Annotated in this window: 8 protein-coding genes and 1 pseudogene; 8 read left to right on the top strand and 1 reads right to left on the bottom strand. The window is 70.2% G+C overall.

Features of this window, described 5'->3' with window-relative positions; all coding sequences use genetic code 11:
• Window positions 1-169 precede the first annotated feature (169 nt).
• A complete protein-coding gene (locus tag GT354_RS03585) occupies window positions 170-2,821 on the top strand; it encodes a penicillin acylase family protein (protein WP_346011830.1) in 2,652 nt (883 codons plus the stop codon).
• A gap of 53 nt (window positions 2,822-2,874) precedes the next feature.
• On the opposite strand, the gene GT354_RS03580 is transcribed toward GT354_RS03585, so the two are convergent.
• Window positions 2,875-3,462 (bottom strand): 5-formyltetrahydrofolate cyclo-ligase, encoded by a 588-nt coding sequence (locus GT354_RS03580; protein WP_161354691.1) that lies wholly within the window; start codon window positions 3,460-3,462, stop codon window positions 2,875-2,877.
• Window positions 3,463-3,859: 397 nt separating this feature from the next.
• Between GT354_RS03580 and GT354_RS03575 the strand changes: the two genes are divergently transcribed.
• From GT354_RS03575 to GT354_RS52435, 7 genes and pseudogenes are all read left to right on the top strand, one after another.
• Window positions 3,860-4,603: a GGDEF domain-containing protein gene (locus GT354_RS03575; protein ID WP_161354690.1), complete on the top strand. Its 744-nt coding sequence runs from the start codon at window positions 3,860-3,862 to the stop codon at window positions 4,601-4,603.
• 9 nt (window positions 4,604-4,612) lie between these two features.
• Window positions 4,613-5,530 (top strand): UTP--glucose-1-phosphate uridylyltransferase GalU, encoded by a 918-nt coding sequence (galU, locus tag GT354_RS03570; RefSeq protein WP_161354689.1) that lies wholly within the window; start codon window positions 4,613-4,615, stop codon window positions 5,528-5,530.
• Window positions 5,527-6,747 carry a gephyrin-like molybdotransferase Glp gene (gene glp / locus GT354_RS03565; RefSeq protein WP_161354688.1) on the top strand — a complete coding sequence of 407 codons (1,221 nt, stop codon included), beginning with the start codon at window positions 5,527-5,529 and terminating at the stop codon, window positions 6,745-6,747. Before galU ends, glp begins: the two co-directional genes overlap by 4 nt.
• Before the next feature lie 402 nt (window positions 6,748-7,149).
• Window positions 7,150-7,689 carry a cyclic pyranopterin monophosphate synthase MoaC gene (gene moaC, locus GT354_RS03560; protein ID WP_161354687.1) on the top strand — a complete coding sequence of 180 codons (540 nt, stop codon included), beginning with the start codon at window positions 7,150-7,152 and terminating at the stop codon, window positions 7,687-7,689.
• Window positions 7,689-8,399, top strand: a complete 711-nt coding sequence (locus tag GT354_RS03555) for a MogA/MoaB family molybdenum cofactor biosynthesis protein (protein WP_161354686.1) — start codon at window positions 7,689-7,691, stop codon at window positions 8,397-8,399. The genes moaC and GT354_RS03555 overlap by 1 nt, the downstream gene beginning before the upstream one ends.
• A complete protein-coding gene (locus tag GT354_RS03550) occupies window positions 8,384-9,013 on the top strand; it encodes a GNAT family protein (protein WP_161354685.1) in 630 nt (209 codons plus the stop codon). Before GT354_RS03555 ends, GT354_RS03550 begins: the two co-directional genes overlap by 16 nt.
• A 322-nt stretch (window positions 9,014-9,335) precedes the next feature.
• Window positions 9,336-9,613 (top strand): annotated as a pseudogene (locus GT354_RS52435) (hypothetical protein); the annotation flags it as partial.

The following is a 9,613-nucleotide window of genomic DNA, read 5'->3' as shown; positions in this document are numbered from 1 at the left end:
CGAGAACGCCGAGCCCGCCGCAGCGCCGGCAGCGGCCGCAGCCGAGGCCGAGCCGCCCGCCGAGGCCGTCCCCGGCGCAACCGCCAAGGTCAAGGAGCGCTCGAACGGGCCCAAGGGCCCGTCCCGCGCTTGGCGCCGATTCCGGCTCACCGCGATCGTCTTCGTCGTCGTGCTCGCGATCTGCGCGGGCGGCCTCGGCTGGTGGGGCTGGCAACTGTCGCGCGACTCCTTCCCGCAGACCTCGGGCACCGTGCGGGTGTCGGGCTTGACCGGCAAGGTCGACGTCGTGCGCGACGCGCACGGCATCCCGCAGGTGTACGCCGACACGTCGGAGGACCTGTTCCGGGGGCAGGGCTTCGTACACGCCCAGGACCGCTTCTGGGAGATGGACGTACGCCGGCACATGACGGCGGGTCGGCTGTCCGAGATGTTCGGCTCCGGCCAGGTCGAGAACGACAAGTTCCTGCGCACCCTCGGGTGGCGCAAGGTGGCCGAGCAGGAGTACGCGGCGCTGCCGCCGGAGTCGCAGAAGTTCCTTCAGGCGTACTCCGAGGGGGTCAACGCCTACCTCAAGGACCACAAGGGCACCGACGCGTCGTTCGAGTACGGCCTGCTCGGCGTCGTGCACGACGGCTACAAGCCCGAGCCGTGGGGGCCGATCGACTCCGTCGCGTGGCTCAAGGCGATGGCGTGGGACCTGCGGACCAACCTGCAGGACGAGATCGACCGCGCCCTGCTCTCGGACAAGCTGACGGTCAACCAGATCGACGAGCTGTACCCGCCGTACCCCTACGACACCAACGAACCGATCGTCAAGGACGGTGCGGTGGTCAAGGACGGCAAGGCCGAGCGCTTCGCACAGGACGCGCTGCCGGCCGCACCGTCCAAGGGTGCCCAGAACGCGCTGTCGGATCTGTCCAAGTCGCTCGCGAACCTGCCGTCGCTGTTCAGTGAGAAGTCCTCGGGCGTGGGCTCGAACTCGTGGGTCGTGGCGGGCAGTCGCACCACGACCGGCAAGCCGCTGCTGGCGAACGACCCGCACCTGTCCCCGTCGCTGCCGTCGGTCTGGTACCAAATGGGCCTGCACTGCCGCACGGTCGGACCGAACTGCGCCTACGACGTGTCGGGTTACACGTTCTCCGGCATGCCCGGCGTGATCATCGGTCACAACCAGAAGATCTCGTGGGGCTTCACCAACCTCGGCGCCGACGTGACCGACCTCTACCTGGAGAAGGTCCAGGGCGAGAGCGTCCTGTACGACAACAAGTACGAGCCGTTCGTCGACAGCAGGGACGAGACGATCAAGGTCGCCGGCGGCGCGGACCGGCACGTCAAGGTGCGTACGACGCGGCACGGGCCGATCCTGACCGACGTCTCCGACGAATTGTCGGACGTCGGCAAGGACGCGCCGATCCCCGATCCGAGCCCGCAGCGCGAAGAGGGCTTCGCGGTCGCCCTGCGCTGGACCGCGCTGGACCCGGGCACCTCGATGGACGCGCTGTTCAAGCTCGACAAGGCACAGAACTGGAACGAGTTCCGCACGGCGCTCAAGAGCTTCGACGCGCCGTCGCAGAACGCGGTCTACGCCGACGTGGACGGCCACATCGGCTACCAGGCGCCCGGCAAGATCCCGGTTCGGCGCAGCGGCGACGGCCGGTGGCCGGTGTACGGCTGGGATCCCAAGTACGACTGGGACTCGTTCATCCCCTTCGAATCGTTGCCCAACGTGTTCGATCCGAAGGACGGCTACATCGTCACCGCCAACAACGCGGTCACCTCGCCCGCGTATCCGTATCTGCTGACCTCCGACTGGGGCTACGGTGCGCGCAGTCAGCGGATCGTGGAGATGATCACCAAGGCGCCGGGCAAGATCGACCCGGCGATGATGCAGACGATGCAGGCGGACGACCTCAACCCGGTCGCGCAGTTGCTCGTGCCGTATCTGCTCGCGGTCAAGATCGACGATCCGTGGGTGCGCCAGGCGCAGGACCTGCTCAAGGATTGGGACAAGCGCAACGACGCCGACTCGAAGGCCGCGGCGTACTTCAACTCGGTGTGGCGCCAGGTGCTGATGCTGGCGTTCGGCGACAAGATGCCGTTCTCGGTACGCGCCGACAACGACTGCGCGAGCAACGCGGCCAACAACGACGTGCAGTGCGGCGCGCGCGACGACTCCACCGCGCAACCGGACGGCGGCGACCGCTGGAACGAGGTCGTGCGCTCGCTGTTGGAGAGCCAGGAGAGCCCGTGGTGGAACATCTCCAAGGACCCCGGTGCGATCACCACACGCGACGGTCTCCTGCACAAGGCGATGACCGAGGCGCGCAAGGAACTCACCGCCAGGCTCGGCAAGGACATGGACACGTGGTCGTGGGGTCGCCTGCACACCCTCACGCTGCAAAACCAGACGCTGGGCACCGAGGGGCCCGGAGTGGTCAAGTTCATGCTCAACCGCGGGCCGTACGAGATGTCCGGCGGCGAGGGTCTGGTCAACGCGACGGGGTGGAACGCCGCCCAGGGCTACGGGGTCACCACCGTGCCCTCGATGCGGATGGTGGTCGACCTGTCCAACCTCGACGCGTCGCGCTGGATCAACCTCACGGGCGCGTCCGGGCACGTCTGGCACGACAACTACACCGATCAGACCGACCTGTGGCGCAAGGGCAAGACGCTCGCATGGCCGTTCTCACCGGCGGCTGTGGACAAGGCCGCCAAGGACCGACTGACTCTCGAACCCGGCGGCCCGGCGGTGCCTTCCGCGCCTACGGGGCCACCGGGGCCACCGGGGCAACCAGGGTCTTCAACGCCTCCGGGGCCGTGACCAGGCCCTGAACAGCAGCACGAGCACGCGGTGATCCGACGCCCGCGGTGGTCCTACCGGCCGAACCGGTGGACCGCCGCGGGCGTCACCGCGATGTCCACGGGACGGTCGTGCGGCTCGGCCGGCACGTGGTCGAGCACCTCGCCGTCGTACAGGAGCACGATCGTGACGGCCGAAGAGCCCACGCGCGCGAGCGCCCGGTCGTACGAACCGCCGCCACGCCCCAGGCGCAGGCCGCGTCCATCCACCGCGAGCCCGGGTACGACGAGCACGTCGGCGGCGCCCACCGCGTCGGGGCCGACCCGACGGCCGACCGGTTCGCGGAGTCCGCGTGTCGCTCGGACAAGGGATTGCGGTCCCTCGTACAGCGCCCAGTCGAGGTCGTTGTCGGCGAGCAGGACCGGAAGCAACACGCGTCGTGCGGGCCCCCGGGAGAGCTCCTCGGCCAACTCGCGCGGGCCCGGCTCGGACCCCACCGGCACGTAGGCCGCGATCGTGCCGGCGGCCCGCACCTCGGGGAGCGCGAGAAGCGCGCCCGAAAGCACGCGGCCGGCGCTCGCGCGCTCTTCGATCCCGAGTTGTGACCGTGCGTGCAGCAAATGTGACCTCAGCGTGGCCTTGTCGTTGAGGATGTCCTTCATGCTGTTCCCTGAATGACGTGTTTGGACGGTTTATCGAAGGAGTACGCGCAATCGACACAGTTCGCGCCACCCCATCGAGCCCGAGGTCGCCGGATCCGCGATTGCCGGACCGGAAATCGCCGGATTCGAGGCTGCCGGTTTCGATGTTGCCGGATCCGGGACTGTCGGGACCGGGATCCTCGGATCGGGGACTGTCCGACCCGAAGCCGTCGGTCCCGAAGCCGTCGGACCCGAATTCGGCGGTCCGGAAGCCGTCGGACCCGGATTCGGCGGTCTCGAAGCCGTCGGTTCCGAATTCGGCGGTCCCGAAGCCGTCGGTCCCGAAGCAGTCGGACCCGAAGCCGGCGGCGATCGTGAAGCCGCTCCCGCCATCGTGCCTCAATGCCTCGGATCCCTCATGGCTCTGACCTTCGAACGCCTGCTGATCCTGCTGCTCGTCGGTGGGCTCGCGGTCGCGGTCGGCTCGCTCGTCGTGGCCGTGCGCCGGCTGCGCGCGATCACCGGCGACGAACTCCCCGAACTCCGCCACGAGGTCACCCGCCTGGAGTCGAGCCGCGCCGACCTGGAGCGCCTGTCGGTGACCGATCCGCTGACCGGCGTGTGGAACTACCGCTACCTGCAACTGGTGCTCGACCGCGAGGTGATGCGCGCGTCGCGGTTCGGCCGCCCGCTCGGACTGCTGTTGCTCGACCTCGACCACTTCCGCGACGTCAACGAACGGTGCGGTCACCAGGGCGCCGGCGCGGTGCTGCGCGAGGTCGCCCAGCGGCTCGCGCTGGAGATCCGCCAGGTCGACACCATCGCCCGTTACGGCGGCGAGGAGTTCGTGATCCTGCTGCCCGAGACCGACATCGCCGGTGCCGCCAAGGTGGCCGAGCGGCTCTGTTACGCCGTGCGCCGCGGCACGTTCGGCGCGTCGACCGATCCGGTACGACTGACCATGGCGATCGGCGTGGTGGTGCTCCCCGAAGACGGCACCCACGGCGCGACCTTGATCCGGGCCGCGGACCGGGCGTTGGCCCGGGCCAAGCAGGAGGGGGGCGATCGCTTCCGCGTCGCGGGTCCGGCCGAACGGGTGCGGTCGGAACACAACCGGCCAATCACCGGGCTTCACGGGACCACCGGTGACCTCACCCGTTAGTGTGCGGCCATGCCTGTGCGCCGTCCGTTCCACATCACCAAGGCCGTTGTACCGGCCGCCGGTCTGGGTACGCGTTTCCTCCCGGCGACCAAGGCGACGCCCAAGGAGATGTTGCCGGTGGTCGACAAACCGGCCATCCAGTACGTGGTCGAGGAGGCCGTGGCCGCAGGGCTGTCCGACGTCCTGATGGTCACCGGTCGCAACAAGCGGCCGCTGGAGGACCACTTCGACCGCGCGTACGAACTCGAACACGCGCTCGCGGCCAAGGGCGACCTGGACCGGCTCAAGCTGGTGCGCGAGTCGAGCGCGCTCGCGGACATCCACTACGTGCGTCAGGGCGATCCGCGCGGCCTCGGCCACGCCGTGTCGTGCGCCCGGCCGCATGTCGGCGACGAACCCTTCGCGGTGCTCCTCGGCGACGACCTGATCGACCCGCGTGACCAGCTCCTGGAGACCATGCTGCGGGTGCGGCGCGAACGCGGTGGCAGCGTGGTGGCGCTGATCGAGGTCGAACCGGCGCAGATCCACCAGTACGGCTGCGCGGCGGTCGAACCGGTCGGGGACGAGCCCGGCGTGGTCCGGGTGACCGATCTGGTGGAGAAGCCCGAGCGGAGCAACGCTCCCAGCAACTACGCGGTGATCGGCCGATACGTGCTGGACCCGGCGGTGTTCGAGGTACTGGCGCACACCCCGCCCGGTCGCGGCGACGAGATCCAACTGACCGACGCGCTACGGGTATTGGCCGACGTGCCCGAGGCCGAGGGCGGCGCGGTGCACGGCGTACTGTTCAACGGGCGTCGCTACGACACGGGCGACCGGGCCGAGTACCTGCGGACCATCGTGAAGCTCGCGTGCGAGCGTGATGATCTGGGGCCCGAGTTCCGGGCTTGGCTGAAGAGTTACGTGAACGAGGAGATGCAAGCATGAAGAGCGTCGAGGACCACCTGACCGGGATCCTCGAACGGATCGAACCGCTGGCCCCGCTCGAACTGCAACTGCTCGACGCGCACGGCAGCCTGCTCGTCGACGAGGTCGCCTCCACCGGCGACCTGCCGCCCTTCGACAACTCGTCGATGGACGGCTACGCGGTGCGCCTCGCCGACGTCGCGGACGCGAGCGAGCGCTACCCCGTCGTGCTCGACGTGGTGGACGACATCGCCGCGGGCAACACCGCCGACACCGCGATCGGTTCCGGCACGTGCGCGCGGATCATGACCGGCGCGCCGATCCCGGAGGGCACGGAGGCGATCGTGCCGGTCGAGTGGACCGACGCGGGCATGCCGACCGTGCGGATCACGAAGTCCCCTTCGAAGGGGCAGTACATCCGGCTTCGCGGCAGCGACGTGACGGCGGGTCAGACCGTCCTGGCGGCCGGCGCGGCGGTCGGCTCGGCACAGGTGGGCCTGCTCGCCGCGATCGGGCGCGATCGGATCCGGGTCCGGCCCAAGCCGCGCGTGGTGATCCTGTCCACCGGCAGCGAACTGACTCAGCCGGGCCGCCCGATCGGTCCCGGTCGGATCCGCGACTCGAACAGTTACATGCTCACCGCCGCCGCGCGCGAGGCCGGCGCCATCGCGTACCGCGTGGGCAACGTTCCCGACGACCCCAAGATCCTGATCGACACGATCGAGGACCAGTTGATCCGGGCCGACGTCGTGGTCACCACGGGTGGGGTCAGCGCGGGGGCGTACGACGTGGTCAAGGAGGTGCTCTCCGAACTGGGCACCGTCGAGTTCGGCAAGGTCGCGATGCAGCCGGGCATGCCACAGGGCTTCGGCGTGATCGGCCCCGACGAGACGCCGATCTTCACGCTGCCGGGCAACCCGGTCAGCGCGTTCGTGTCGTTCGAGGTGTTCGTCCGGCCCGCGTTGCTGCGGATGCAGGGGGCCGAGGTGACCGAGCGCCCGGTGGTGCGGGCCACGTGCGTGTCCGCGCTCACCTCTCCCGACGGCAAGCGCCAGTTCCTGCGGGCCTGGTACACCCCGCCGGTCGCGGGCGTGGGCGAGGGCGTGGTCGAACCGGTCGGCGGCACCGGGTCCCATCTGCTCGGCAGCCTCGCCCGGGCGAACGCGCTGATCAGCCTTCCGGCCGAGGTCACCGAAGTGGCCGAGGGCGGCGACGTGGACGTGATGTTGCTGAGCTGAGCCGGGTGGCATCGAACCGCACCGACCCGACCCGAATCGAACCGAGTGGAGTCGAGCCGGGCCCGGTCACACCGTGATCGCGCCGCCGAGCCGAACGACGGACGGCGCGGGGGCAGGCCGGGACGCCCGGAGCGGGCGCGGCGCGGCCGAGTCGTACGACGGGCTGCGCACGGGGTCTTGTGGCGCCGGGCGGAGGCCGCTGCCGCCGAGTCGGACGACGGGCGGTACGACGGCCTGTGGTGCCCGCGTGGACGCGATGTCGCCGAGTCGGACGACGCGGCGCCACGGTGCCCGAGCCGCCCTGTGCATGCGGGCCGCCCGGTTGTGGCTCTAACGTTGCCCCAGCACGACACTAGGCAGTTCGACGCCCCCGCACGGGGGCTCACCGTATGGGGTGGAAAGTTGACGCGCGGCGCCAAGAACCTCACGCACCTCGACGAGGCCGGCGCGGCCCGCATGGTGGACGTCACGGCCAAGCAGGTCTCGGTGCGCACGGGCTCGGCCTCCGGCCGGGTCCTGGTGTCGCCGCGCGTGGTCGAACTCCTGCGGGGTGAGGGCGTCCCCAAGGGCGACGCCCTCGCCACCGCCCGGATCGCGGGCATCATGGCCGCGAAGCGCACACCCGACCTGATTCCGCTGTGCCACCCGATCGCGCTGCACGGCGTCGCGGTGGACCTGACGGTGCACGACGACGCGGTGGCCATCACGGCGACCGTGCGTACGGCGGACCGCACCGGGGTCGAGATGGAGGCCCTGACGGCGGTCTCCGTCGCGGCGCTCACGGTCGTGGACATGATCAAGGCAGTCGATCCGGGCGCGGTCATCACCGACGTACGGGTCGAGACCAAGACCGGCGGTGTCTCCGGGGACTGGCAACGGGCGGCAGCCTCCGGTCGCGATCCGGGGGAAACGGCCACACAAGGGGACGGAGGGCAAGACTGATGCGAGCCATGGTGATCACCGTGTCCACGCGCGCGGCGGCCGGGACCTACGGGGACGAGAGCGGTCCGGTGATCGCGCGAGGTCTCCAGCAGATGGGCTTCGAGACACGCGGACCGCAGATCGTGCCGGACGGCGAGCCGGTCGTACAGGCCCTGCGCGACGCGGTCGCGGCGCACTTCGACGTCATCATCACCACCGGGGGCACGGGCCTGAACCCGTTCGACCAGACCCCGCAGATGACCAGTCGGGTGATCAGTTTCGAGGTACCCGGCATCGCCGAGGCGATCCGGATGGAGAACTTCGACAAGGTGCCGACCGCGATCCTCTCGCGTGGCATCGCCGGTGTCGCGATCACCCAGGATTCGCACTGGACGTACCGCAGCCTGATCGTCAACCTGCCCGGTTCGCCGGGCGGCGCCCAGGACGGGATCAACGTCCTGGCCAAGGTGCTGCCGCACGTGGTGTCGCAGCTCCAGGGCGGCGACCACCAGCAGGGCGGCGGGTTCGGCGGGGCGGGTGGCGGCGGTGGCGGGTATCCGGCGGCGGGGCAGGGCGGTCAGGCTCCCGGGGGCGGTGGCTACCAGGGCGGCTTCGGCGGCGGTGGCGGCTATCAGGGTGGTGGCGGCGGGTTCCAAGGCGGTGGCCAGGGCGGCGGTCAGGGTGGCGGGGGCTACGGAGGGGCGCAGCAGCCGCCATGGGGCACTCGCTGACCCGCGGATGGCCGGTGGAACTCACCGAGGGTCGGGTGACCCTTCGCCCCATCCGTGCTCGTGACGCCGAGGTCTGGCAGGGAGTGCACACGCGCAACCGCGACTGGCTCCGCCGGTGGGAGGCGACCGTCCCGCCGGGGTCGGCTGCCGGCCGGCGGCCGACGTTTCGGCAGATGGTGCGCTTCCTGCGGTCCGAGGCCGCGGCCGGGCGCATGCTGCCCTTCGTGGTCCTGTACGACGGCGAACTGGTCGGTCAGGTCACCGTCGCGGGGATCACCTGGGGTTCGATGTGCTCGGCGCACATCGGGTACTGGGTCGACGAGCGGGTCGCCGGTCTCGGCGTCATGCCGACGGCGGTCGCGCTCGCGACCGACCACTGCTTCTTCCGGCTCGGGATCCACCGGCTGGAGGTGTGCATCCGGCCGGAGAACCGGGCCAGTCGGCGGGTGGTGGAAAAACTCGGCTTCCGCGAGGAGGGCTTGCGCCCGCGCTACCTGCACATCGACGGCGATTGGCGCGACCATCTCGCCTACGCGCTCAACGCCGAGGAGATCCCCGAGGGGCTGTTGACCCGGTGGCGCGCCTATCGGGAAAGCCGCGGCTTCACCTGGTAGCCGCATCTCTTCGGTGTCGATCCGGCCGTATCGACACATCGATCTCGCGATTTCGCTACTCTCCCGGAGATATGAGCGGTGTCATCTCGGCAGACCCCAGCACCTCCGGGAGACCGGCTGTCCGGATGGCCACCCGGGCGGTCGCGGCAATCCCGTCGGCAGCAGCAGTCCGGTCAGGCGCGGCAGGCCGGTCAAACACGGCAGCCCGGTGGGCAGCGGCAGCCGCCGCAGTCACATTTGTCACATGGATATCGCAGCGGATCGGGCGACACACCGTGCCTAATCCGACGATGCGGTGCTCATCCGGCTTAGCGTGTGAAGCGTGAACGGCAGCGGCCTGATCTACGCAGCGATCGTGGGGGCCTGGGCTGCCTATCTGGTGCCCATGTGGCTTCGTCGGCAGGACGAACTCAACGAGGCTCGTCCGACCGAGCGATTCACCACCGCGATCCGGATCCTCTCCCGTCGCGTCGCCTTCGAGCGTCGCTCCGCTCGTGCGGTCGCGGAAGCCCGTCCGGCCGAGGAGGCCCGTCCGCTCGGCGAGGACGGCACCCCGGCGCGCGAGCAGCGCGCCCAGACCGACCCCGCGCCCGCCCGCCG

It is taken from the genome of Streptomyces sp. SID3343 (assembly GCF_009865215.1).
GTDB lineage: Bacteria > Actinomycetota > Actinomycetes > Streptomycetales > Streptomycetaceae > Embleya.
The sequence above is the reverse complement of the archived record's forward strand: the minus strand, read 5'-3'. Positions and strand labels throughout refer to the sequence as shown.

What these genes read in the sequence shown, in the direction of transcription:
- GT354_RS03575 (WP_161354690.1), top strand. Translation starts at nt 3,860, where the DNA reads ATGGCTCTGACCTTCGAACGCCTGCTGATCCTGCTGCTCGTCGGTGGG.
- GT354_RS03550 (WP_161354685.1), top strand. Translation starts at nt 8,384, where the DNA reads ATGGGGCACTCGCTGACCCGCGGATGGCCGGTGGAACTCACCGAGGGT.
- GT354_RS03580 (WP_161354691.1), bottom strand. Translation starts at nt 3,462, where the DNA reads ATGAAGGACATCCTCAACGACAAGGCCACGCTGAGGTCACATTTGCTG.
- GT354_RS03555 (WP_161354686.1), top strand. Translation starts at nt 7,689, where the DNA reads ATGCGAGCCATGGTGATCACCGTGTCCACGCGCGCGGCGGCCGGGACC.
- galU (WP_161354689.1), top strand. Translation starts at nt 4,613, where the DNA reads ATGCCTGTGCGCCGTCCGTTCCACATCACCAAGGCCGTTGTACCGGCC.
- glp (WP_161354688.1), top strand. Translation starts at nt 5,527, where the DNA reads ATGAAGAGCGTCGAGGACCACCTGACCGGGATCCTCGAACGGATCGAA.